Origin of the sequence: Christensenella minuta (assembly GCF_003628755.1) — a bacterium.
GTDB lineage: Bacteria > Bacillota > Clostridia > Christensenellales > Christensenellaceae > Christensenella > Christensenella minuta.
On record NZ_CP029256.1, the window covers coordinates 969302 to 993312 of the forward strand.

21 protein-coding genes are annotated in these 24011 nt (G+C 49.3%); 1 reads left to right on the forward strand and 20 read right to left on the reverse strand.

The genetic code is table 11. From position 1 onward, the window contains the following. Positions 1-54: 54 nt before the first annotated feature. From guaA to B1H56_RS04790, 19 genes are all read right to left on the reverse strand, one after another. Positions 55-1587, reverse strand: a complete 1533-nt coding sequence (gene guaA / locus B1H56_RS04695; RefSeq protein WP_066518403.1) for a glutamine-hydrolyzing GMP synthase — start codon at positions 1585-1587, stop codon at positions 55-57. Continuing rightward, a complete protein-coding gene (locus tag B1H56_RS04700) occupies positions 1584-2363 on the reverse strand; it encodes an adenine nucleotide alpha-hydrolase family protein (RefSeq protein ID WP_066518402.1) in 780 nt (259 codons plus the stop codon). Before B1H56_RS04700 ends, guaA begins: the two co-directional genes overlap by 4 nt. Before the next feature lie 3 nt (positions 2364-2366). After that, complete coding sequence (gene guaB / locus B1H56_RS04705; RefSeq protein WP_066518400.1) at positions 2367-3815, reverse strand: IMP dehydrogenase; 1449 nt, start codon at positions 3813-3815, stop codon at positions 2367-2369. A gap of 95 nt (positions 3816-3910) precedes the next feature. Next, positions 3911-4999 carry an MraY family glycosyltransferase gene (locus B1H56_RS04710; protein ID WP_066518398.1) on the reverse strand — a complete coding sequence of 363 codons (1089 nt, stop codon included), beginning with the start codon at positions 4997-4999 and terminating at the stop codon, positions 3911-3913. Between the two features lie 95 nt (positions 5000-5094). Then, entirely contained in the window at positions 5095-7524 is a 2430-nt protein-coding gene (locus B1H56_RS04720) for an ATP-dependent Clp protease ATP-binding subunit (protein WP_082771219.1), read from the reverse strand. Positions 7525-7657: 133 nt separating this feature from the next. Then, positions 7658-8128: a UvrB/UvrC motif-containing protein gene (locus tag B1H56_RS04725; protein WP_066518395.1), complete on the reverse strand. Its 471-nt coding sequence runs from the start codon at positions 8126-8128 to the stop codon at positions 7658-7660. Positions 8129-8130: 2 nt separating this feature from the next. Next, positions 8131-8598 carry a CtsR family transcriptional regulator gene (locus tag B1H56_RS04730; protein WP_066518392.1) on the reverse strand — a complete coding sequence of 156 codons (468 nt, stop codon included), beginning with the start codon at positions 8596-8598 and terminating at the stop codon, positions 8131-8133. Positions 8599-8676: 78 nt separating this feature from the next. Continuing rightward, positions 8677-10164, reverse strand: a complete 1488-nt coding sequence (locus B1H56_RS04735; RefSeq protein WP_066518389.1) for a B12-binding domain-containing radical SAM protein — start codon at positions 10162-10164, stop codon at positions 8677-8679. A 93-nt stretch (positions 10165-10257) separates the two neighbouring features. After that, positions 10258-12063 (reverse strand): TolB-like translocation protein, encoded by a 1806-nt coding sequence (locus B1H56_RS04740; protein WP_156515108.1) that lies wholly within the window; start codon positions 12061-12063, stop codon positions 10258-10260. Positions 12064-12105: 42 nt separating this feature from the next. Then, positions 12106-13389: an amidohydrolase family protein gene (locus B1H56_RS04745; protein ID WP_066518379.1), complete on the reverse strand. Its 1284-nt coding sequence runs from the start codon at positions 13387-13389 to the stop codon at positions 12106-12108. 4 nt (positions 13390-13393) lie between these two features. Continuing rightward, positions 13394-14632, reverse strand: coding sequence for an adenosylhomocysteinase (locus B1H56_RS04750; RefSeq protein WP_066518377.1), 1239 nt, complete (start codon positions 14630-14632; stop codon positions 13394-13396). Next, positions 14629-15501 (reverse strand): UTP--glucose-1-phosphate uridylyltransferase GalU, encoded by an 873-nt coding sequence (gene galU / locus B1H56_RS04755; RefSeq protein WP_066518368.1) that lies wholly within the window; start codon positions 15499-15501, stop codon positions 14629-14631. Before galU ends, B1H56_RS04750 begins: the two co-directional genes overlap by 4 nt. After that, positions 15498-16310 (reverse strand): lysophospholipid acyltransferase family protein, encoded by an 813-nt coding sequence (locus tag B1H56_RS04760; protein WP_066518365.1) that lies wholly within the window; start codon positions 16308-16310, stop codon positions 15498-15500. The genes galU and B1H56_RS04760 overlap by 4 nt, the downstream gene beginning before the upstream one ends. A gap of 4 nt (positions 16311-16314) precedes the next feature. Beyond that, a complete protein-coding gene (locus B1H56_RS04765; protein ID WP_066518364.1) occupies positions 16315-16731 on the reverse strand; it encodes a secondary thiamine-phosphate synthase enzyme YjbQ in 417 nt (138 codons plus the stop codon). A gap of 115 nt (positions 16732-16846) precedes the next feature. Further along, the gene (locus B1H56_RS04770; protein WP_066518361.1) at positions 16847-17743 is read right to left on the reverse strand and encodes a hypothetical protein; all 897 of its coding nucleotides are present in this window, start codon (positions 17741-17743) and stop codon (positions 16847-16849) included. A gap of 22 nt (positions 17744-17765) precedes the next feature. After that, positions 17766-19424, reverse strand: coding sequence for an AMP-binding protein (locus tag B1H56_RS04775; RefSeq protein WP_066519258.1), 1659 nt, complete (start codon positions 19422-19424; stop codon positions 17766-17768). Positions 19425-19438: 14 nt separating this feature from the next. Then, a complete protein-coding gene (locus B1H56_RS04780; RefSeq protein ID WP_066518359.1) occupies positions 19439-19990 on the reverse strand; it encodes a helix-turn-helix domain-containing protein in 552 nt (183 codons plus the stop codon). Between the two features lie 81 nt (positions 19991-20071). Then, positions 20072-20548, reverse strand: a complete 477-nt coding sequence (locus B1H56_RS04785) for a hypothetical protein (RefSeq protein WP_066518356.1) — start codon at positions 20546-20548, stop codon at positions 20072-20074. Positions 20549-20682: 134 nt separating this feature from the next. Continuing rightward, a complete protein-coding gene (locus B1H56_RS04790; RefSeq protein ID WP_147554676.1) occupies positions 20683-21297 on the reverse strand; it encodes a hypothetical protein in 615 nt (204 codons plus the stop codon). 85 nt (positions 21298-21382) lie between these two features. Between B1H56_RS04790 and B1H56_RS04795 the strand changes: the two genes are divergently transcribed. Further along, entirely contained in the window at positions 21383-23056 is a 1674-nt protein-coding gene (locus tag B1H56_RS04795; protein ID WP_066518353.1) for a formate--tetrahydrofolate ligase, read from the forward strand. A gap of 62 nt (positions 23057-23118) precedes the next feature. Here the strand turns inward: B1H56_RS04795 and B1H56_RS04800 are convergent, their stop codons facing one another. Then, positions 23119-23889 carry a MurR/RpiR family transcriptional regulator gene (locus B1H56_RS04800; protein ID WP_066518352.1) on the reverse strand — a complete coding sequence of 257 codons (771 nt, stop codon included), beginning with the start codon at positions 23887-23889 and terminating at the stop codon, positions 23119-23121. Between the last annotated feature and the right edge of the window lie 122 nt (positions 23890-24011).

Here is a 24011-nt window from a genome sequence, read left to right on the forward strand (position 1 = left end):
AATAAAAAGACCCCGCAAACGCTTTTATAAAGCAGCTTGCGGGGTTTGTTGCTACTACTCCCACTCGATGGTCGCCGGGGGCTTTGACGTAATGTCGTAAACGATACGGTTGATATGCGGCACCTCGTTGATGATACGGTTGGAAATCACACCCAACACATCGTAAGGGATACGCGCCCAGTCCGCTGTCATTGCGTCCACGCTCGTCACGCCGCGAAGCGCAACCGTGTAGTCATATGTCCGCTCGTCGCCCATTACTCCCACGGAGCGCATGTCCGTAAGCACGGCAAAATACTGCCAAATTTTTTCATCCAATCCTGCTTTAGCTATCTCATCACGGAAGATGAAGTCTACGTCACGCAGTAAATTGAGCTTTTCTTTAGTAATCTCGCCAATGACACGGATCGCCAGTCCCGGACCCGGGAACGGCTGCCGCCACACCATATGGCGCGGAAGGCCCAGTTCTTCGCCAAGCTCACGCACCTCGTCCTTAAACAGCTCACGCAGCGGTTCAATAATCTCGTCAAAATCCACATGATCCGGTAATCCGCCAACATTGTGATGGCTTTTAATCAGTGCCGCGTCTCCAACGCCGCTCTCCACCACATCCGGATAAATCGTTCCCTGAGCAAGAAAATGTACTTTCCCGATTTTCTTTGCTTCTTCCTCGAAAACACGGATAAATTCTTCGCCGATAATTTTACGTTTCTTCTCCGGTTCTGTGATGCCTGCAAGCTTTTCAAGAAAACGCTTCTCCGCTTTCACATGGACGAGATTCATATCAAATTGCTTCTTAAAGACCTCTTCCACCTCTTCCGGCTCATATTTTCTCATCAACCCCGTGTCTACAAAAACGCAGGTCAGATTTTTTCCGATCGCCTTATGCAGGAGCACCGCGCATACGGAGCTGTCCACCCCGCCCGAGAGCGCCAGCAAAACCTTTTTGTCTCCTACTTTTTCACGGATTCCTTCAATGGCTTGTTTTGCATAATCATTCATATCCCAATCTCCTTTTGCGCCGCATACATCATATAAAAAATGTTCCAGTATGCTTTGCCCTTTTACTGTATGCTGTACTTCCGGATGGAATTGTACTCCGTAAATCTTTTTCTCCCGGCTTCCAAATGCTGCTACCGGACAGGAGCCTGTCGTCGCCAGAATATCAAAGCCTTCCGGGGCTTTATCAATGTAATCCATATGGCTCATCCAGCATATCGATTCATCGTCCATCTCCTGCAGCAAAATGCTCGACGTATCATATGTAATCTCTGTTTTTCCATACTCGCCCGCAGGTGCCGAGGCAACATGCCCACCAAGCTTCAGGCTGATAAGCTGACTGCCATAACAGATCCCGAGTATGGGAATCCCAAGCTCCAATATTTTTTCATCGCATACCGGCGCACCTTCTTCATACACGCTTTTCGGTCCTCCGGTGAATATGATTCCAATAGGATTTTTTTCCTGAATATGCCGGGCGTCGACATTATATGGCACAAGCTCTGCATATACATGCGCTTCCCGCACACGGCGCGCAATCAATTGATTATACTGCCCGCCGAAGTCCAGCACGATAACTGTTTCCCTCATGAATGTATTTCCTCTCCAATTTCCTCCGGAAAAGCAAACTTGATATCTCCCGCACCGCCTTTCCGAAGTTCGGCACAGATACTTTTCCGGTCCGGTTCTGATATATCTTTTTTAGTATATACCACAATGTCCCAATTTGTAAAACGCACACAGCGGTCTTTCCCTGCAAATTTCTGCACTGTTTTCTCGGCCTTTTCAACAAAATCAAGCTTTGCGGCCGTCAATTGTTCGCCAAATGCAAAACGTTCTGCAAGGCATACGGCGGGTTCGCGAAGATAGTAGCCCCGTCCAACAGCTAAAAGCATCTCGTAGATATCCCGCTTTCCAAATCCAAGCTCCACAAAGGGGCTTCTGCAGGCAATATCCGCAGTAATCTCCCTGCTGTCCACGCACCCGGGCTTTTCATTCGTTCTCCCGTCAAGCAATACGGCCGCGCCCAATCCTCCGGCAGCCTTTGCTAGCCCTTCCGATAAAAGACGGCGGCATGTCTTACAGCGTTCTTCCCGATTTTGTACAATTTTTTCTTCCTGCAAAATGTAGACCGGAATCCGCGCATCATTCAGCTTATAATCGTCCAATACTTCATGGACGTGGTAGAGTTCTTCCTGCGTAAAAAACGCGGCATTCGCCGTAAGCGCCCAAATATTTTTTCCATGGGCCTCCTGTGCTGCACAAAGCAGCAATGACGAATTCGTTCCACCTGAAAACGCCACCGCAATATCGTCGCACTTATAAATGAACCTAACCAGCTCGCTGAATTTCTCCTGGGCTGTCATTGGTTATTTGGCGCTGTAATTCGGCGCTTCCTTGGTAATATTGATGTCATGCGGATGACTCTCCAAAAGTCCGGCGCTCGTAATCTTGACAAACTCGGCATTTGCCTGAAGCTGTTCGATCGTCGCGGCTCCACAATATCCCATACCGGATTTCAGGCCGCCCACCATTTGGAACGTCGTATCCGCAAGTGGCCCTTTATATGGTACGCGGCCTTCCACGCCCTCGGGCACCAGCTTTTGGGTGCTTTCCTGGAAATACCGGTCTGCGCTGCCTTTCTGCATCGCGGGAATCGATCCCATGCCGCGGTATACCTTAAAGCTACGGCCCTGATAGATCTCCATCTCCCCCGGACTCTCCTTGGTCCCAGCAAACAGGCTGCCGATCATAACGGCTGCTGCACCGCCTGCAAGCGCTTTGGTGATGTCTCCGCTATACTTGATCCCACCGTCCGCAATAACCTTAACGCCATATTTTCCCGCTTCCTCGGCACAATCCATAACTGCGGTAAGCTGCGGCACTCCGATTCCGGCGACAACGCGCGTCGTGCAAATGGATCCCGGCCCGATACCTACCTTTACGCAACTCGCTCCCGCGGCGATCAAGTCATGCGCCGCTTCCTTCGTTGCACAGTTGCCAACAATAATATCAAGCTCCGGAAATTTGGAGCGAACTTTTTCCAGAACCTTAAGCACATAAACAGAATGCCCGTGCGCCGTATCAATCACGATTGCGTCCACCTTCGCATTTACAAGCGCTTCCACCCGTTCAATCGTTCCATTTCCTGTCCCGACCGCCGCGCCTACCAACAGACGGCCGCCTTTATCCTTTGCCGACATCGGATATTGAATCGATTTTTCGATATCCTTGATTGTAATCAAGCCCATCAGCTTGCCGTCCTTATCCACAAGCGGCAGCTTTTCGATTTTATATTTCCGCAAAATCTGCTGCGCCTCATCGAGCGTCGTACCGATCGGCGCGGTGATTAGGTGATCGCTCGTCATTACCTCGCTCACCTTGCGCGAATAATCCGTCTCGAAACGCATATCGCGGTTTGTGATGATCCCAATCAGCGTACCGTCTTTCTCTACGATCGGCACACCGGAAATCTTATAGCGCCCCATCAGTTGGTCTGCGTCATTTACCGTATGGTCGGGCGAAAGCGAAAACGGATCGCTGATAACGCCATGCTCGCTGCGTTTTACTTTATCAACGTTATCCGCCTGCTGCTCGATCGACATGTTTTTGTGGATAATACCCATGCCTCCCTCTCGCGCAATTGCGATAGCAAGGCCGCTTTCCGTAACGGTATCCATCGCAGCACTCATGATCGGTATATTGAGTTTGATATTCGGCGTAATGTGAGTAGAGACGTCAACTTCATTCGGCGTGACAACGCTCCTTTGCGGTTTTAGCAGAACATCATCAAATGTAAGACCTTCCGTGATTTTCATGTGCGTTTCTTCCTTTCCTATCGTTCATAAAATTATTTCACACCATGCATTGCACAGTGAGGCAAACTGACGGTAATAAAAAAACACGCGCTGCCCTACGGCTGCGGCGCATTTTTCTCCTCTTCTTCCTGTTCTTTCTTTTTCTCTTCCTCGAGCGCATGCTGATGCTCTCTTTTCAAGACCATCCAATTGATAGAACCGACAACAAAAGAAAGTACCAATACAAGGATGGCACCGGTAAATTCTCTTTCCGCAAAAAGAACCGCGGAAATTGCGAGAAGCGCGGAGATCGCGTACAAAAGAGAAACTGATTGTTTCTGGTTCAGTCCCATATCGACTAGCCTGTGATGCAAGTGCTTACGGTCGGCATGGAACGGATGCTGCCCTTTCAGCAGGCGGCGCAGTATCGCAAAGGCCGTATCCGCAATCGGAAGCCCCAGCACAAGGAAAGGAATACCAAAAGACACAACCGCATTGACCTTGAAAAATCCCTGGATAGAGATTACCGCCAGCACAAAGCCGAGAAACATCGACCCGGCATCCCCCATAAAAATTTTAGCGGGGTTCAAATTATATGGCAAAAATCCAAGGCAGGCACCCGCAAGCACCGCCGCCACGATCGTAACCGTCGGATTCCCGGCAGAGAGCAGAGAGACCGCAAGCAAAGCAAACGACGAGATCGCAACGATACCGCACGCAAGGCCGTCTAATCCGTCGATCAGGTTAATGGTGTTGGTAATCGCGACAATCCACAAAACTGTAATTGGAATCGCCCAGTTTCCAAAATAAATAATTTGGTCAAATAATGTCACGCGGGTAATCAGCACGCCGGAAAAGCACACTACCAATGCCGCGCAAACCTGACCCAACAGTTTTATATACGGTTTCAAATCATAGATGTCATCCAGTATTCCCAGGATAATAATCATAAGCGCACCGATAAGAAGCCCCACGAAGGATGGACTCAGGTCCACAAATGCGAGCATCCCGAAAGCAAATGCGACAAATATAGCAAGCCCTCCCATGGTTGGAATCGGCTTGCTATGCATGCGTCTTTCATCTTTTGGAACATCAATCGCGCCTACTCTGAACGCAAGCTTACGGACAAGCGGCGTCGTCGTATACGTTACAAAAAACGTAAACAACAATGCGATAACAATCAAAATGCCCGAACGTACATCCATAATAGAACGTTTCCTCTTTCTGATCCGTAAACTGTGAGCAAATATCACAAGAGCGGCAAATCATCTTTGCCGCACTTGTGCTTTGCTACATTATATCAATTTTCTTTTTTAAATGCAACATCTCCGTTTTCTACAAACATCTTAACCTTGTCGCCGATATTGATCTTCCCGGCAAGGATTTCTTCGGAAAGCTTGTCTTCCACGGTCTGTTGAATCATCCTGCGTAACGGTCGTGCGCCATACTGGTCGCTCATACCGTCTTTGGCCATCAGCTTTGCTGCATCCTTGGTATACGTAAGGTCGATTTCCCTGTCATGCAGCCTCTTGATAACGCTGTTCAACATTAATTCGGCAATCTTTTCCGTATCCTGCTCCGTCAGCTTGTGGAACACGATGATGTCGTCGATTCTGTTGATGAATTCCGGACGGAATGTGTTTTTCAACGCTTCCATCATCCTTTCCTTCATCTCATCATATTCTTTCAGCTGCTCCATATCGCCGTCGTTTTCCTTGCCGAAACCAATCTTGTTCGCAGCAATCTCATGCGCGCCCACATTGGATGTCATGATAATGATCGTGTTCTTGAAGTCGACCGTCCGGCCTTTGGAGTCCGTCAAACGTCCATCCTCCAGAACCTGCAGCAGCATATTGAATACATCCGGATGCGCCTTCTCGATTTCATCGAATAGAACTACCGAGTACGGCTTGGTACGGACCGCTTGTGTCAGCTGCCCGCCTTCGTCATAACCAACATATCCCGGAGGCGATCCAACAAGCTTCGATACGGAATGTTTCTCCATATATTCCGACATATCGAGACGGATCATCGCGTTTTCATCACCAAACATTGCCGCAGCCAACGCCTTGGTAAGCTCCGTTTTACCTACGCCGGTGGGTCCGAGGAAGATAAACGAGCCGATCGGCCTTGCCGGATCCTTCAGTCCCGCCCGTGCACGGCGGATCGCCTTGGCAACAGCGGAAACCGCTTCATCCTGCCCAATCACACGCTCATGCAGCATGTTCTCGAGATTGAGTAATTTCTTGCTTTCATCCTCCGTCAGCTTGCTGACCGGGACATGCGTCCAACTGGAAATGATCTGCGCGATATCCTCTTCCGTAACAACGCCCTTTTCCTTGGCAACAGCCTTGCGCCATTCCTCGGAGCAATGCTCTATATCACGCTTGATATCGGCTTCCTCATCCCTCAGCTTCGCAGCTTTCTCAAAGTCTTCATGCGCGATCGCGCTTTCCTTCTCTTTGCCGATGCCTTCCAGTTTCTCTTCCAGTTCCCGCAGGTCCGGCGGAGAAGTAAACATAGAAATCCTTACCTTGGAGGCCGCTTCGTCGATCAGGTCGATTGCCTTATCCGGCAAGAACCGATCCATGATATACCTCGTAGAAAGGTCAACGGCCGCTTTCAGCGCTTCATCCGTAATCGTTACCTTATGATGCGCTTCATACCTGTCGCGCAGGCCTTCCAGTATCTGCAAAGCTTCTTCCGGCGTAGGTTCGCCGACGTTTACCGGCTGGAACCGCCGTTCAAGAGCCGCATCCTTTTCGATATGCTTCCTGTACTCATCAATTGTCGTTGCGCCAATCACCTGAATTTCACCGCGCGCGAGCATCGGCTTTAAAATATTTGCCGCATCCATCGCGCCTTCCGCCGCGCCAGCGCCGATCAGTGTATGAAGCTCATCGATGAACAGGATCACGTCGCCCGCCTTTTTCAACTCATCAAGCGCATCTTTTAACCGCTCTTCAAATTCGCCGCGGAATTTCGATCCCGCCAGCATTCCAGCAAGATCGAGCATCACAACACGCTTGTTCTTCAGCATATCTGGAATATTGCCCTCCACGATCTTCTCAGCGAGCCCTTCCGCAATCGCGGATTTACCAACACCTGGCTCTCCGATCAAAACGGGATTGTTTTTCGTACGGCGGCTCAATATCTGGATAATCCGCTCGATTTCTTCCGAACGTCCAATCACCGGATCAAGCTCTCCGTTCTTTGCCGCAAGCGTAAGGTCGCGGCCAAATTTATCGAGTTTCGGAGTGGACGATTTAGAATTTTCATCTCCGCTTACAGGCGCTCCCTGCGCGACTGCCAGTATCTCCTGCTGCATTGCCGCCAAATCCGCTCCGAGGTCACGCAGCATACGGAATCCCATACTTTCACGTTCGTTAATAATTGCAAGCAGCATATGCTCCGTTCCGATAAAATTCTGTCCGAGCTGCCGCGAAAACGCCACACTCATTTCTATGATTTTTTTGGTCCGGGGCGTGTAGCCGATCACCTGCGGATTTCCGTAGCCACCGTCCGTTGAAACAGAACGGATATATTCTGCCGCCTTGTCGGCATCAATCCCCTGCTTTCTCAGGATCTCTGCTGCAGTGCCTCCCTCGAGAACCAGCCCGAGGAGCAGGTGTTCCGTTCCTACATAATTTTCGCCCATACTGCTGGCGAACTGTGCCGCCTGATTGACAGCCTCCTGCGCACCTGCAGTAAACCTTGACATGTTATCCATATTGTCCTCCCTTAAACCCTTGCGGATGGTCCGCCGGGTCACCGCTGTTCCGGCGAGCGGCACGCCCATTCTTACTGTTACAAACGGCTTCTTCTGGCTATAATGTAACCGTCATTTTCTTTGTTAAAACAACTTAAGCCGTTTCATCGCTTTTCTCTTTTTTCTTTTTCATTAAGTCGCGTATCTCCGCGGCTTTTTCATAATTTTCTTCTTTGATTGCCTGTTCGAGCTGTGCTTTCAGGCCGTCTTTTCCCGCTTCCTCTTTCCCTTCCTCTTGTTTCTTCGGGGCAAGATTGATTTTCGGAAGCTCAACCCCGCTTTCAAACGGCTGATCGACGCCTACAAATTCTGCGTTATAGCGGTCATTTCCTGTAGCTGGAATCTGGGGTGCCATATCGAACATACTTCCCACCCGCCTCGATCCGCGTTTCAGCAAACTGGTTGCGAAAAGATCATTGAAAAAATGATCCATGGAGAAGGCGTTCATCAATCCTTCTTCTTCACGCGCACAGGTTTCGCACAGGTTTCTTTCCGTAGTCACACCGTTGATACTTTGTTTGATATGAATATTTGCTTCCCTCTGCTTACATTTATCACACAACATAATTATTCGTCCTCCCTTAATAATACAGAAGCCAAAATCTCTCTTAGGATTGAGCTTCTCAATTCATTCCTTTGTTCCGGCGCGGCAATAAGCGCTCTGTCCGAAATCGCTGCAAGCAGCACATTTTTCATTCCGTTCCCAATGAGCCCGGTCTGCACAAGCCCCTCGATTAGTTCCGTTGCCTGCCGCATATTGATTCCATGCCTCAGATTTTGTTCGATCACCTGTGAAACATAATCGCATTTATCAATGTTCAAACGTATCACCCGGATATATCCTCCTCCGCCCCTTCGAGACTGGGTAATATATCCCCGGTTCGGCGAAAACCTTGTTGTCAGCACATAATTGATTTGCGACGGCGCACAGTTAAATTTCTGTGCCAGTTCGTTCCGCTGAAGCTCTGCCATGCCGTCTGCTTCTGTCATCAACTCCTTGATGAAATCTTCAATATGGTCGCTCAGTACCGACATTTTTCGCCCTCCTATCTTTGACTTTCTTTGACCTTCATTTTAATTATAACCGATATCAAAATGGTGTAAACAGGTTTTTCAAACAAATTTTGATAGTTCTTCCGGGACTTGCCCCTTGGTTTTTGTACGGTCGTAATCCTTGCGCAACACCGCAAAAAATTCTCCCAAAGAAGATTCCGGCAGATACTTTTTTGCATATTCGATCAGCACAATGAACTGATTCTTTACACTCAGCGGCCGTGACGCATAGCCCTCCTGCTCACAGAAGGTATAGAATCGCTCATAGAGCTCAAACGGCTCTATAAGCTGGTTCTTTGTCAGGTAATCCAAAGCTTTTCTTGCCCGTCCCGTGTTGTAATAGCGATTCAGGATGCCTTCAACGCCCTTTAGCAACAGCAATTCCTCCGCCGAAATATCATTCGTCTGGATTACTTCGTACGGGGCATAGCTTCTATAGACGATTCCATATTTTTTCGCTTCCCGCCGCAGCGTGGTTCCGGGCAGCAGCTTTAAAAAGCCGAGCTGCAGCTTATCCGGATACAAACCGTATATTTCATTGAATGAATTTCGGAAACTATCCAGGCCTTCATAGGGGAGTCCCGCAATCAGGTCGAGATGCAGGTGAATATTGCCCTGTTCCCGAATTGCTTCCGCATTCCGCTTCAGCTTGTCGAGGTCCATCCGGCGCATAACAGCTTCCAGCGTATGCGGATTCGTTGTCTGTACTCCTGCTTCAAGCTGAATTTTACCAGCAGGCGCGCTGCGCAGCAGCGAGACCATTTCCTCATCCATAAGATCCAGCGCCACTTCAAAATGGAAACAGGTATCCCCTGTTTCTTCCACGGCAAACCGAATGATCTCCTTGGCCCGCGTCCGGTTGGCATTGAAAGTGCGGTCCGTAAACTTAACGAGCTTCGCTTCCTTTCGTGCGAAGGCCATGAGCTCATGCTTTACCCGGTCAAGGGACTTCTCCCGTACAGTTCCGCCAAGGCTTCCCGACATACAATAGGCGCAGGCAAACGGACAACCCCGTGACGACTCGTAATAGTAAAGCTTGTTTTCGTCGTATTCGTCCTCCGCTGCAAAGGGACCGGGCAGCAAGTTCATATTATTTACAATCCTGTAGCTCTGATCTCCGGTGCATTTTCCATTTTCTTGATACAATACCCCCGGCGTCTGGATCACGTCTCCCCGTCCGATCTCCCCAAGCAACTCCCGCAGACTTTCCTCCGCCTCTCCACACACTACATAATCCACATATCCATGCCGGCTTTCCAGTATTTCTTTTGCATGGAACGATGCCTCTGGCCCTCCCATAATCACGATTATGCCAGGACGAGCTTTTTTAAGATCTTCCGCCAGCCGCAGCACATGTTCGATATTCCAGATATAACAGGAAAACGCAACGATCTCCGCCCTATAGGAAAGAATGCTGCGCAGGATGTTATGACTGTCCTGATTGATATTAAATTCCGCAAAGGGAACAGAATTTATTGCGGATAGGGAGCGAACAGCAGGGTTGGTATGTACATAGCTTGAATTGACGGCAACTAAAAGCGTTTTCATCCTTACCTCCATTTCGCACCTGTTCCCGGTGCAATAAAAAAGCCGTCCGCTCCTTTTCCGTATAAAAGAAATAGCGCGTACGGCTTTGCCTGCTTATTTTTCAGTCTGAACGTAGGTTACATAGAAGCTGTCTTCGTTCTGGCTGTAATAATTGATGATATAAATTTCTCCCGCATTCAATCCTGGCATGATCCGTTCTGTTTTGGAATACTCAAGCACAGAAAGCTCCGCTGCCGAGATTGTATATTTTAAGATCGCGACCTGATACTCCGGCGTTACGCCTTCATAGGAATATGTCGTAAAATATAGAATATCGCTGCCGGCATCAAAACCAAGACTTGGACTTTCACCCTCTCCAATCCCCTGGATCACCTCGGTCTGCTCCCGTGTGGAAAGGTTTGTCATCACAATATTAAATGTTACCGATTCGCTGTCTTCCCCTGCCTCGACGACTGGAACGACCGCCGCAATATTATTTCCGTCCGGCGATACTGCAAAATCAATCCCTTGTGCCACTACTTCCCGCTCTTCCGTAGCCGTATCTACTGAATATATCTCTTGGGCTTCCTTATCCACAAAATAAATTTTCCCACCCACCAGCGTGATCTTGCTGTCAGCCCCGGGCGTATCGCCGCCAATGGCATCTACACGGCTGCCCGCTTCTTTGGAAAAATCATATTTCACAAGCTGCAGCGCATTGGCCCCCTGCGCCGTGCCAAGGCCGGACATCGCATAGACAACAGGCCTTTCGGCGTCCCATGCAAAGGAGGTCGTAATCGTTCCGAGTCCCTCCTCGCCAAGATTGTGCAGAATATTTTCCTGCATATCATAAACATAGAGTACTTTGTTCTCGATTCCGGAATCCAGTATGCCAATATACCGTCCATCCGCCGATACTGCCGCTTTCTCCACACTGTAGAAATCGGGAAGCTCAAGCTGCGTTTTTTTACCGTTTGTTTCGATCACCCACAGCTTTTCTTTTAATACCTGTTCCATGTCTTCTCCGCTGTTTGGGACATAGGAGCGGGCATAGATAATATTTCCCTGGCTGGTGGTGCAAAGATAGCGCCCGTTTTCCACCAAAACCGGAAGTGCTGTCGGGGTCCCGTCCTTCAACACAACGGGTTCCTCTTTGACAGACTCAGTATCCGCGTCTTTATTGTAAGGAGGAAGAGCGTCCGTATTCATCGTAAACGAATAAGCTTTTTTGGCCGGCACTGTATTGGCAATTTTTAGATCAATCTCCTCCGCAAGTTTCTTTGCGGAAGCCTCGTCCTTAAGCGGGGCGGAAATCAGCATGATATCGGAAAGCCCGTCGCACATCGTAGGCGTAAGCCCCGTATCTTCCGGGATCAGGTTTTGTTCATAGGCCTCATACGCGTTCAAGCCTACAAAATAAGCCTCCCGGCCCGCTTGTGGCTGTGGAGTAAGGTTAAGAACCAGCTTATCGCCGTCTTCCTTTACCGTCGCTTCAACATCTTCGTTCAGCTGGAAAAACACAGATATCTTGCCCTGGCTGTCTGAATGAATCGTGCTAAACACTCCATATAATACGCTGTTATTATACGTTTCGTTATTTCCGGCGTAATCCCAATAGTTCACGGAAATATCCACCTGCATCCGATACGGCGCAGAAAGCATCTGTATGCTATATTCCGGAACAGCGGATATTTTCGATTCATCCACTCCTGCAACACGTGAGCCATTGAGGAAATACATCGTGATAACCGTGTTCTCTCCCTGCTGTTCCACATTGATATCCTTCAGGTTCACGGCATCGCCAAGGGAGGCATCCCCACCCGCAACAGTTCCCTTTACCTGTTTTCCCTCCGCATCCGTTGCAGAAGGGAGTCCTTCCTGTGCGCAGGCGATCAATAACAGCGGTACTATTAAAATCAAAATCAGGATAACACTGGCTTTTTTCCGCATGAATTTCTACCTTTAAATCTTTTTCATTATTTCTGCATATTCTGCGAGCTTTGCCTTTACTTCCCCAATATCCGCAAATGCAAATTTCCCATCTTCATAGATAACGTCTCCGCCGACCATTGTCATACACACGTCCGCGTCGCTGCCTGCGTACACAAGCAACGATACATCGTCATAATCCGGCGTATAACGAATCCCCGCCGTATCTATCATAACAAGGTCCGCGTCCTTGCCCGCTTCAACAATTCCACTGTCCAAGCCGAGCGCTTCCGCGCCGTAACGCGTAGCTAACTTCAATGTTTGCGCGGCAGGCATCGCTTTGGGATCATAGGTCGTTCCTTTTTGCAGGAAGGAGGCATAAGTCATCTCTTCCCACATGGACAGCTTATTGTTGGAAGCGGCGCCATCCGTTCCCAGCGTTACCCTGACGCCCTTTCGCATCATTTTTTCCAGCGGGGCGATCCCGCTTGCAAGCTTCAAGTTGCTTTTGGGGCACGAAAGCACCGTAGCACCGAACTCTGCCATTAACTCCATATCATGTTCACTCACCCATACACAATGCGCGGCATAAAACGGTACGCCGAGCAATCCGGTTTTCCGGCACAGCTCAATCGGAGTCATCCCTTGTTCTTTCATACACGTTTCATGTTCGCCGCGCGTCTCGGATACATGCATATGCACCCCGGTGCCAAGCTCCTCTGCCATTTGCGCAATTTGCTCCAGCATCCCGTTGTTTACCGTATATTGCGCATGCGGCGACAGGAAAACTTTCAGCCGTCCTTGGCCGTTATATTTCTCAAACAGCTCTTTGCTTTCCGCCAGCATTCGTTCGCCCACGCCGGGCGCAGGGGTCACCACCGCACGCGAAAGGACCCCACGCAGGCCGCTTTCCCGTGCCGCCCTGGCAATGGAATCGACGAAAAAATACATCTCGTTGAAAGCAACCACTCCTGCGGCCGCAAGCTCGCACATTGCGGCCATACTTGCCCAATAAGCGCTTTCCTTCGTAAGCTTATCCTCTGCGGGGAAAATCCGCGTATTCAGCCATGTCATCAGGTCAAGATCATCCGCATAGGAACGAAAGAGGTTCATGGGAACATGGGTATGCATATTCGCAAATCCAGGCATTACGATATTCCCGTGCGCGTCGATCACGCGCTCTGCGGAGAACTCAGGCGCATCCTTTCCCGGTCCTGCGTAAGCGATCTTTCCATCCTTTACCTGTATCGTCGCATCCCGCACCACTTCATCCCTGTCATTATTCGTAACCAGTGCCGCATGGCGTATTTCTATCATGGTTTCAGTCTCCATATAAATATTTATGTTGCTCCGGCGTCAGCACATCCACCGCGCCGCCCATCGCTTTCAGCTTTCTCACAGCTACGCTGTAATCGATGTCCTCGGGCAGATTCATAAGGCCCGGCCTCATAGAGCTGTGATTTTCCCTGATATACTTCTGCGCAAGGAACTGCAGTGCAAAACTCATGTCCATAATCTCCGCCGGATGCCCGTCACCTGACGCCAGATTCACGAGACGGCCCCCCGCGATCACATTCAGCACCCTTCCATCCTTTTGCACATAGCCTTCCACATTGCTGCGCATTTCAACGACTTTTTCACTCATCTCCGCAAGCTCGGAAACCTTGACCTCGCAGTCAAAATGCCCGGCGTTCGCAAGGAGCACACCATCCTTCATTTTATCGAAATGACGACCCACAATAACATCCTCGCAGCCTGTAACGGTAACGAAGATATCTCCAAGCGCCGCCGCATCGTTCATACTCATCACATCGAAACCGTCCATCAGAGCTTCCGTCGCCTTAATGTGGTCGATCTCCGTTACAATCACGCGCGCGCCAAGTGCGGCAGCCCGTTTGGCAACGCCCTTTCCGCACCAGCCATAACCTGCAACTACCACACGTTTTCCTGCGACGATCAGGTTCGTCGTACGCATGATGCCGTCCCAGACGGATTGACCTGTCCCGTAGCGGTTGTCAAACATATACTTGCACTGCGCGTCGTTAACGGGAATCACCGGTATCTTGAGCTCTCCGGCTTTTTCCATCGCCTTGAGCCGCAGCACGCCTGTCGTTGTTTCCTCGCTCGCGCCGATGACCCCCGCGAGAAGTTCCGGAAATTCTTCATGCAGCATGGTGATTACATCGCCGCCATCGTCAACGATCAAATTCGGTTCTGTTTCCAACGCACTTCTGATGTGGGATTCATACTGCTCCATTGTTTCACCGTGGATCGCATACACGTCTGCGCCACCCTCTACAAGCGCCGCAACCACGTCATCCTGCGTGGATAACGGATTGGACGCACAAGCCGCGACCTTGGCGCCGCATGCCTGTATCACCTGGATCAGGTACGCCGTTTTAGCCTCCAGATGGCAACATACACACATCCGATAACCATCAAACGGTTTCTGCGGCGCGAACTCCTCCTCAAAGCTCTTCAACACGGGCATATACCGTTTAACCCACTCAATTTTCTGCCTGCCCGAAGGAGCAAGCTTAATGTTCCTGATATCGCTCATTTCATCTCTCCTATTAATTCCTTTAAGTATTCCGCGAAATCCTCCCGGAGGTCCTCCCTGTCGAGCGCAAACTCGCAGGTCGCCTTCAGAAAGCCAAGCTTATCGCCTACATCATAACGCTTTCCCTCGAACTCATACGCGTAAATCGCTTCCGTCTCTCTCAGCCTTCTGATCGCGTCCGTAAGCTGGATTTCCCCGCCCTTCCCCGGCGGAGTGTTTTCAATCGCCTCGAATATTCCCGGGGTGAGAACATACCGCCCCAGAATTGCAATATCGGACGGCGCGTGTTCCGGGCCGGGTTTTTCGACAAGATCGGAAACCCGGTGCATCCTCCCTTCCGGATCGTCCGTAGCAACCACGCCGTATTTATCGGTATCTTCAATATTCACCCGCTGAACGCCAAGTACGGTGGACCCGCATTCCTCATAGGCATCCATAAGCTGCCCGAGCGCGGGCCTGTCTCCCTTTACCACGTCGTCTCCCAAAATCACGCCAAACGGTTCGCTGCCAATAAAGTCCCTTGCCGTAAGAATCGCATGACCGAGCCCGAGGGGCTCTTTCTGCCGCACATACATCACGTTTACCATGCTGGCAATATCTTCCACAAGCTGCAGCAGTTCGCATTTGTTTTTCTTCGTCAGTTCCAGCTCCAGCTCGATCGATTTATCGAAATGATCCTCGATCGCCCGTTTGCTCCTGCCCGTAATAATTACAATACTTTCAATTCCGCTCGCAACCGCTTCTTCAACGATATATTGAATGGTCGGCTTATCCACGATGGGGAGCATTTCCTTTGGCTGTGCCTTTGTCGCAGGCAAAAAACGCGTTCCAAGTCCTGCAGCGGGAATAACAGCCTTCCTGATTTTCATTTTTCGAGTCCTCCATAATATTCATCCAGCATTTCCTGCATCTTTTCCCTCACATACCTGCACATCAGTACCGTCTGCTTTGGAGGTTTCAGCCCCTCCGCTCCCGGAACATCTTTCAGATAAATGGGCTTCCCAACAACCAGCTTCACCTTTTGGGGCTTGGGAAAAACAAACACCATCGGCAGTACGGGGACATTATTTTTCACAGCAAAATGAAACGCGCCATTTTTGAATTTCCGCAGCTCCCTTGAATAGGGCGCAATCTCCCCCTCGGGATACATATGCACTTTGCGCGTCGTATGCTGGAGCACATCATTCATCTGCTCGGAGAAATGTTCAAAATTTTTTAGATCGGACGGCAGCGGAACCCCTCGCAGCACACGCACAAGGCCGCCTATTATAAACGCTTCAAAATTATGCTTCAAAGCGACAAAATAAGGCGCGCTCGGGTAAAACACATAAGTAAGCATTGGCGAATCCATGTTGTGCACATGGTTTGCCACCGTGATCGCAGACGTTTTTTTTACCAGCTTGGCGTTCTTTTTATCGATCACGCCAAACCCCCAGCGGATCTTAAAAAACAGATATCCGAAAGGCATTCCTACAAACATCGCAAAATAATATAGAAAGCGCAGGCCCCAGTTTTTTGTAACATACTGGTAATCCTCATCAAGGTGCAGCTTGATCGGCGCCCACATACGTTCCGCCGGCCCCTTCCTGCGCGGCTTTTCTCTTTCCCGCAGTTTCTCCAGTTCCGGCTTTTGTTCGCCTTCCTCCGGCTTTTGAAGTTCTTCCTTCGTCGGTTTCAAAAGGTCATTCTCCTATTATCTTAATCAAAACGCGCTTTTTGCGCTTTCCGTCAAACTCGCCATAAAATATTTGTTCCCACGTTCCAAAATCAAGACGCCCATCCGTAACTGCCACAACGACCTCACGCCCCATCACGGTACGTTTCATATGCGCGTCTGCATTATCTTCGTAGCCATTGTGGGCATATTGACTATAAGGCTTTTCCGGCGCGAGACGCTCGAGCCATTTTTCAAAATCAGCATGCAGGCCGCTTTCATCGTCATTGATAAAAACGCTTGCCGTTATATTCATGGCATTTACAAGACACAGGCCTTCCTTGATGCCGCTCACCCGGAGTGCTTTTTCCACCTGAGGTGTAATATTCAAAAGCTGCCTGCGCTGCGGAACTTCAAATTCCAATACTTCACGATAGCTTTTCATTTGCTTCCTCCTCTTGCCGCTACAGATATTATATTATACCATAGCACGCCTGTATTTCCAAGAAAAAACGCCCGCGGGTTTCCCCGCAGACGTTCTTGCAATGTTAGTCTCTTCGTTATTTTTCCTCGGCTTCTTCTACAACAATCTCGGTCTCTACGATTACGGAATCAGTACTCTGCAGAGTCTGCGCGGCTTCCTCCACCGCTTCATCGATCTGTTTTTCCGCTTCGATGATCGCTTCGCCCTCCGTGGCCAGCTCCTCTACCTCGTCCGCGATTTCGTCCACGCGCGCTTCAATGCGCTCTACGATCCCGGCTTCTTCATCGGTCATGCCGATCATGTGACAATCAAATTTTCTGCGGCTAAGCGTCACATAGAAATAGAAGACGCACATCAGCGTACAGGCAAGCGCGGTCGTAATCATAAAGATATACTGGTAAATATAAACCGCCTGCATCGTCCCCAGCATGTCGAGCATCGATTTCATCTGCGTCATAACATTTGAAACCAGCATAATCGTCATCGCGGCCGAAACCAGCATACATACCAGCGAGACCATATTGGCCTTTTTGCGGCGGTTGTCATCCCATTGCACGATCAGTGCGACCGAAGCGACGGACAGCGCCACATAGGGCGCATAGGTGGCAAAAAATGCGATGACCTGATCCGTAGACGTAAAACTCGAAAGCTGTGCCAGATTCCCGTAAAAACCTGCGCTTCCAAGCATAGCCAAAAGGAACGTGCCCCACACAAACATTTTTGCGAAAAATTCACGCATATTTTTCAGCGCTAGCACCACTATCATTAAAACGACAATGCAGGCAACCATCAAACCGCCGTACAAATACAGATAGTAAAGAACCATCTGGAAATTCAGCGATAATCCGGAAGCCGCCGCCGCGCCGCTAAGGTACCCGCCAAAGCCTATAAAATAGGCCGCGCAGGTCGCAAGTATAATAATTGCCAGAATAATAAACGGTGCTTTTTTTGTTTGGTTTGTCTTTGCTTCCATTAGTTTTCCCTTTCCTGAAACTTTATTTTTTTACCTGATCCTTTTCACGAAGTTCCACCCGGCGGATCTTACCACTGATGGTCTTCGGCAGTTCCTTCACAAATTCAATTTCTCGCGGATATTTGTAAGGGGCCGTTGTTTTTTTCACATGGTTCTGCAATTCCTTTTTCAATGCATCCGAGGGTTCATAACCTTCTGCAAGGACGATCGTCGCTTTAACGATCTGTCCGCGCTCCGGGTGCGGTACGCCGGTGATCGCTGTTTCAAGCACCGCCGGATGCTCCATAAGTGCGCTTTCCACTTCAAACGGTCCGATACGGTATCCGGAGGATTTAATCACGTCGTCCGCCCGCCCCACATACCAGAAATAGCCATCTTCGTCCTTCCACGCAACATCTCCCGTATGGTATACGCCGTAGTTCCAGACACTCTGCGTACGTTCATCGTCACGGTAGTAGCCCATAAACATTCCCGTAGGCACTTCCTTGTCTGTATAGACTACGATTTCGCCTGTTTCGCCCGGTGCGCATGAATCGCCGTTTTCATCGACGATGTCAAGGTCGTACATCGCATTTGGTTTGCCCATAGACCCCGGCCTGGGTTCCATCCAGATAAAATTTCCAATTGTAACCGTAAGCTCTGTCTGACCGTAAATCTCCATCAATTTCAGGCCTGTCGCCTCCAAAAATTGATAATAAACCTCAGGGTTCAGCGGTTCCCCTGCGATCGTCGCATATTTCAAAGACGAAAGATCGTATTTGCCGAGGTCCTCCTTGATAAAATAACGGTAAATCGTCGGCGGCGCACAGAAGGTCGTCACCTTATACTTTTCAATCTTTTTCAAAAGCTTGTCCGGGACAAATTTATCCATGTCATAGACAAAGATGCACGTCTCTGCCAGCCACTGGCCATAGAGCTTTCCCCATGCGCTCTTTGCCCAACCGGTATCCGCTACCGTAAGGTGCAGGCCTTCCGGATCAGCATTGTGCCAATAAACGGCCGTCACAATATGCCCCAGCGGATACACAAAATTGTGTGCCACCATTTTGGGCATCCCCGTGGTGCCGGAGGTAAAATAGAGGAGCATGATATCATCGTTATGCGTCGCTTCCCCTCCTTGCGGGCGCGGAAAATTCTGTCCGTATTTTTCCATTTCCTCCCAGAACTCAAGCCACCCTTCCCGCTTTTCCCCTACAATGACTTTTGTTTCAAGCGTTGGCGACTCCGCTTCCGAATCTTCCACATGCTCTTTCAGCTCTCCATCCTTCGTGCACACGATCATCTTGACGTCCGCGGCATTATTCCGGTAAACGATATCCTTTTTTGTCAAAAGATGCGTCGCCGGAATAGCGATCGCCCCCAGCTTGTGCAGGCCGATAACCGCGATCCAAAATTCATAATGGCGCTTCAGAATCAGCATCACCTTGTCGCCCTTTTTGATTCCTGCTCCTTTGAAGAAGTTTGCTGCCTGGCTCGACAGCCTGCTGATATCATCAAATGTAAGAATCTTTTCTTCATCTGCGTCATTTGTCCACAGCAACGCGCGCTTTTCCGGCTTTTCTTTTGCCAGCTCATCCACTACGTCAAAGGCGAAATTAAAATTTTCCGGTACAAAGGTCTTGAAATTTTTCGCAAAATCTTCGTAACTCGTAAATCCTGCCGTGCTGAATTTTTCGTATATCCTCATGTCCGTCCTCACTTTGAAATAATCGCTAAAAATTTACAGGGCTTTCCATCCTCTGCGCGCATCGCGTGCGGCGTCGAGGCATCAAAATAGACGGTATCCCCTTCATTTAGGCGTATCTCTGCATCATGAATAAAGATCGTCATGCTTCCTTCCACGACATAATTGAGTTCCTGTCCTTCGTGCGCGTTCTTTTTTACAGCGTCCGTATCTTTCGGTTCCACCGTTACAAGGAACGGTTCCATTGCCCGGTTTTTGAAAATCGGCGCGAGATGCTGGTATTTATAAGCCTTGCGGCGTTCCATTTTAAGTCCTTCGCCCTTTCTTACCAGCGTAAAGGTCTTAAGCTTCGCATTATCCCCCGTAAGAAGCTCCGTAATATCAACCCCGAAACGGTTTGCAAGCGTATACAGGAAACTGAATGAAAAATCCTTTTCACCGGATTCGTATTCCCTGTATTCTTCTACGGTCTTTCCCGTAAGCTGCGCCATTTCTTCAATTCCAATTTCTTCGATCTCGCGCAGAACGCTGATCCGCTGCGCTATTTCTTTAATTTCATTCATTGCCTTTAGCTCCCATTCTCAAAAGAAAAATAACGCCTCCCCAAATGGATGCGGGATATAGCGAAACTGCCGTGCAGCCTGTTATTTTATCTTTACCGCTTCGCTCTGAAATACGACAATAATTCCGCTCTGATCCCAAATCAGGTCATCCCCTACAAGGTTCTGGAACTTCTTTCCATATGCTTCCTTCACTGCGTCCGGCTGGCCGTCCGATTTCGATGTGTCGAACATAATAAAGCCATAGACTGTCTCCGGCCAATCCTCCGCCACGGTAAATTCCGCCTTCAGGTTATCTCCTTCTTTGGTAACCTTCTGCTGTTCAATACGCGTACCGTCTGAATTCAGCACACTGATGATACCGTTTGTCCCATCCATCAGGTTGGTTTCCCCCGAAACGACTAGCTTTCCATCAGAAAGCTCCGCCGTACAGGAACCCGTCACAGTGAATGTCTCTCCATCCGCCTCCGGCCGTTTGATTTCCTGTGCACCGCCGCACCCCGCCAAAACAGCCACCGCTGCGATCACGATGACAAGCAAAACAATCAATTTTTTCTTCATGCCCTTTGAAATGCCCCTTTCACCAATCACGTCTTATGTCAGGACATAAGTCCGTATTTTATAAGTATATTAAAAACCGAACCGGATGTAAAGTGCTTTCCGGTCTGCTTCCGCTCAAAATTCACACGCTGCAGCTACTTCAGGTACTGGTCCGCAACCCGCAGCATACCGCCCCTCCAAAACTTTCCGGTATCCCACGCACGCACAAAATCGAACGTACACTTTTTCCCCCACGTTGCAAATGTAACCTCCATTTCTGCCGCGCACGTTATATAGCCCGTCAGGTTGAACCAATGCCATTCATATTCGTCAAATGTGATATCAGCATGTTTCAGCATCAAGTACATCACGGGAACGCCGCTTTGGATCGCATGCTGTACAAATTCTTTTGCCTGTCCGGTTTCCGCATGCCCATCCAGCTTTTTGAACTCCAGCTCCACCCCCGCATCCTGCGCATAGCGCAGAAACATCCGTTCAAATTTATCGATGCTGGTAAGGCCGCCGATCCCCGGATGGATATACCGGAACATAATCTCAAAAAACCTTAGAAAATCCTCCTTTGTCACATGGAAAGGATCATAAGGGTACAGCTTCGCGAGCGAGGGAAAAGACCTCGCCAGTACAATGCATTGCTCGCACGCGCATACGGCGGAGCACCCGCCGAGCTTCATCATATGATGGGTATGCCAATTCTGGTCTCCCCCGTAATAAGTGCCGTCAATTCTAAAAAATTCCAGTTCTTTTTCCATGCCTATTATTATAACACACATTGACAAACATATGCAGATGAACGAAAATAGAGCTAATAGTCAAATTATCACAGGAGTGACACCGATGAATAATGATTTGAAAATCGCGAATTCCACAGTGGCGGAGCCGATTGCGAAGATCGCGGAAAAGCTTGGTATTCCGGAAGAGGCTCTGGTTCCCTACGGAAAAGACATCGCAAAAATACAGCTTTCTTATTTAACGCAGCTTGAAAAAACGAAGAAGCCCGGACGCCTGATCCTCATTACCGCAATCAACCCAACGCCGGCCGGCGAAGGAAAAACAACCGTTTCCATCGGTCTTGCCGACGCCCTTTCCCGCAGGGGGCGGAAAACCTGCCTTGCCTTGCGGGAGCCATCCCTCGGCCCGGTTTTCGGTATCAAGGGCGGCGCTACAGGGGGCGGTTACGCACAGGCGATCCCTATGGAGGATATTAACCTGCATTTTACAGGCGATATTTATGCCGTAACCACGGCCAATAATTTATTGTGCGCGATGATCGATAATCACATTTATCATGGCAATGAACTGCGCATCGATGTAAAAAATATTACTTTTAAGCGCTGTATGGACATGAACGACCGTGCCCTCCGCAATATTGTCTGCGGCCTCGGCGTACGTACGGACGGTATCCCCCGTGAAGATGGCTTCGATATTTCCGCAGCATCTGAAATCATGGCAGTGCTTTGCCTCGCCTCCGGTCAAGCCGACCTTAGAAGACGGCTTGACCGGATCACCATTGGTTACAATCTGGATGGGGAGCCTGTTTTGGCCAAAGATCTTGGCGCAGGCGGGGCAATGTCCGTTATTCTCAAGGAGGCAATCAAGCCGAACTTGGTACAAACGCTGGAGCATACCCCGGTCCTCATGCACGGCGGGCCGTTTGCTAACATCGCGCATGGATGCAACAGTATCATCGCCACTAAAATGGCAAACCACCTTGCGGATTATACTGTTACGGAAGCTGGTTTCGGCGCGGATCTCGGTGCAGAAAAATTCCTCGACATCAAATGCCGGGCGGCAGACCTATGGCCGGACGCAGTGGTCCTCGTTGCCACTGTCCGGGCGTTAAAATATCACGGTGGTGTTCCAAAAGATCAGTTGAACACCGAAAATGTAGATGCTGTGAAAAAAGGGATCGTTAACCTCCAGCGCCATCTCGGCACACTGAAAAATATTTATGGCCTTCCCGTTGTCGTTGCGCTTAACCATTTCGCAACCGATACGCAGGCAGAAATGGACGAGGCGCTGAAACAAACGGCGTCCATGGGCGCGAAAGCCGTCCTGTGCGATGTTTGGGCAAAAGGCGGGGAAGGCGCGCTCGAACTTGCGGATGCGGTTACGGATTCCATACTGAATCATTCTTCCCCCAGTCATCCGTATGATTACGCCGAACCGATTGCGCAAAAAATAAACGACATCGCCACCCGGGTCTACGGTGCGGAGCGCGTTGATTTTTCCAAAACTGCAAAACAAAAAATAAAAATGTACGAGGATCAGGGATATGCAAACCTTCCTGTCTGCATCGCAAAAACGCAATATTCTTTTTCGGATGACCCAAAAAAGCTCGGGGCTCCGGAGAACTTCACGATGGATGTCCGCGATGTGGCCTTAAGCTCCGGCGCCGGCTTTATCGTCGTATTGTGCGGGACGATCATGCGCATGCCCGGCCTTCCCAAAAAACCGGCTGCAGAGAGTATTACGTTAAATGAAAACGGAGAAACCATCGGTTTGTTTTAATTGTTGCGCAAAAAAAGCGGGGCGCACTTCATAATTGCCCCGCTTTTTAATTGGTTCCAACACTATTTCAGCTCCGTAATCCTTTTATACATCAGCGTTTCGATTACCGCTATCATTCCACAACGCGACGTGATGTCGATCCCGTCAATTGAGATATCATCTGCAAACATATAAAAATTGAGGTCGCTCATATTTTGTATAATGTTGTTGTCTGCCCTTGTGATCGAAATAATTGTAGGCGTCGCCACTGTAACGATCTGTTCAATATACCGCGCGAGCTTTCGGTTATTTCCGGAGTAGGAAAGCACCATCAGCACATCTTCCCGCTTGATCCGCTTTAGCACGGAATTGATTTCATAATCCTCTACCGGCGTTTCGGCATGATAACCGAGCACCGTAAGGATGCGCCGCAAATATTGCGCAACATCAGCGCTGAGCCCAAGCCCAAGGATATATACCACCGGATACCGGTCCATAATCCTGTTAAAAAGATCAATCTTATCATTGCTGATTACCTTTACTGCTTCGATGACATTTTTCAGGTAATCCTCCTGATAGTCTTTTTTGCTGATTACATTTGGAATCGTGATATTCTTGGAGGTCCGTTCGGTCAGGCGGATCATTGCCGTGAACTCGGAATACCCGGAAAAGCCAAGTTTTTTGACAAACCGGAAGAGCGTCGTTGTGGAAACAAAACAAGCCGCCGCAAGGTCGCGGATACTCATATTCTTGACAAGATGCATATTCCTGACCACAAAATTAAAAATCTGCTTTTCCGTATTAGACAGACTGTTTATTTTTGCACTTGTAAAATCATAGAAATCTTCCGCCATAGTTTCACCTTTTCTACCGATGTTTCCAAACGCCTCTCCGTTCCATGTTGTTAAACATCGATCGTGTGATAACCGGGAAAGTGCATTTTGTGCCGTTGGTCCTTGCAGAAAAATTCCGGAGG

Coding starts and splice junctions, on each gene's coding strand:
- guaA (WP_066518403.1), bottom strand. CDS start 1,587: ATGAGGGAAACAGTTATCGTGCTGGACTTCGGCGGGCAGTATAATCAA.
- B1H56_RS04700 (WP_066518402.1), bottom strand. CDS start 2,363: ATGACAGCCCAGGAGAAATTCAGCGAGCTGGTTAGGTTCATTTATAAG.
- guaB (WP_066518400.1), bottom strand. CDS start 3,815: ATGAAAATCACGGAAGGTCTTACATTTGATGATGTTCTGCTAAAACCG.
- B1H56_RS04710 (WP_066518398.1), bottom strand. CDS start 4,999: ATGGATGTACGTTCGGGCATTTTGATTGTTATCGCATTGTTGTTTACG.
- B1H56_RS04720 (WP_082771219.1), bottom strand. CDS start 7,524: ATGGATAACATGTCAAGGTTTACTGCAGGTGCGCAGGAGGCTGTCAAT.
- B1H56_RS04725 (WP_066518395.1), bottom strand. CDS start 8,128: ATGTTGTGTGATAAATGTAAGCAGAGGGAAGCAAATATTCATATCAAA.
- B1H56_RS04730 (WP_066518392.1), bottom strand. CDS start 8,598: ATGTCGGTACTGAGCGACCATATTGAAGATTTCATCAAGGAGTTGATG.
- B1H56_RS04735 (WP_066518389.1), bottom strand. CDS start 10,164: ATGAAAACGCTTTTAGTTGCCGTCAATTCAAGCTATGTACATACCAAC.
- B1H56_RS04745 (WP_066518379.1), bottom strand. CDS start 13,389: ATGATAGAAATACGCCATGCGGCACTGGTTACGAATAATGACAGGGAT.
- B1H56_RS04750 (WP_066518377.1), bottom strand. CDS start 14,632: ATGAGCGATATCAGGAACATTAAGCTTGCTCCTTCGGGCAGGCAGAAA.
- galU (WP_066518368.1), bottom strand. CDS start 15,501: ATGAAAATCAGGAAGGCTGTTATTCCCGCTGCAGGACTTGGAACGCGT.
- B1H56_RS04765 (WP_066518364.1), bottom strand. CDS start 16,731: ATGAAAAGCTATCGTGAAGTATTGGAATTTGAAGTTCCGCAGCGCAGG.
- B1H56_RS04770 (WP_066518361.1), bottom strand. CDS start 17,743: ATGGAAGCAAAGACAAACCAAACAAAAAAAGCACCGTTTATTATTCTG.
- B1H56_RS04780 (WP_066518359.1), bottom strand. CDS start 19,990: ATGAATGAAATTAAAGAAATAGCGCAGCGGATCAGCGTTCTGCGCGAG.
- B1H56_RS04785 (WP_066518356.1), bottom strand. CDS start 20,548: ATGAAGAAAAAATTGATTGTTTTGCTTGTCATCGTGATCGCAGCGGTG.
- B1H56_RS04790 (WP_147554676.1), bottom strand. CDS start 21,297: ATGGAAAAAGAACTGGAATTTTTTAGAATTGACGGCACTTATTACGGG.
- B1H56_RS04795 (WP_066518353.1), top strand. CDS start 21,383: ATGAATAATGATTTGAAAATCGCGAATTCCACAGTGGCGGAGCCGATT.
- B1H56_RS04800 (WP_066518352.1), bottom strand. CDS start 23,889: ATGGCGGAAGATTTCTATGATTTTACAAGTGCAAAAATAAACAGTCTG.